This is a genomic window from Bartonella sp. MR168JLCBS, assembly GCF_042194175.1.
Genome location: NZ_JBHIMP010000464.1, coordinates 1 through 286, shown reverse-complemented (window position 1 = coordinate 286; position 286 = coordinate 1). Strand labels below are relative to the sequence as shown.

The following is a 286-nucleotide window of genomic DNA, read 5'->3' as shown; positions in this document are numbered from 1 at the left end:
TATACTCTCACTCTCACTCGATCGGATCTCCATTAAAGCAACAACAAATGAAGAACTCGGATTTATTGGTCGTGAAGAAGGTATTGCTGCTCTTGCAACGGCCACTGTCCTTTATCCAGGAGAAATTCCCAAATGACATCTTTTTGTGAAAAGCAAGCACATGCAGTTCTTACAGCTTGTCGCAAAAAAGGTTTGCTTTTAACAACCGTTGAATCTTGTACAGGGGGACTCATTGCTGCAAATCTCACTCATATTGCGGGATCATCCGATGTACTTGATTGTGGAT

At 42.0% G+C, this 286-nt stretch carries 2 protein-coding genes; both read left to right on the top strand.

Features of this window, described 5'->3' with window-relative positions:
• Nucleotides 1-136: 2-C-methyl-D-erythritol 2,4-cyclodiphosphate synthase (locus tag ACFIK8_RS12010; RefSeq protein ID WP_375669558.1), on the top strand; the 136-nt coding region annotated here is incomplete at its 5' end.
• Nucleotides 133-286, top strand: a 154-nt coding sequence (locus tag ACFIK8_RS12005; RefSeq protein ID WP_375669557.1) for a CinA family protein, incomplete at its 3' end; no start/stop codon positions are given. The genes ACFIK8_RS12010 and ACFIK8_RS12005, both read left to right, overlap by 4 nt.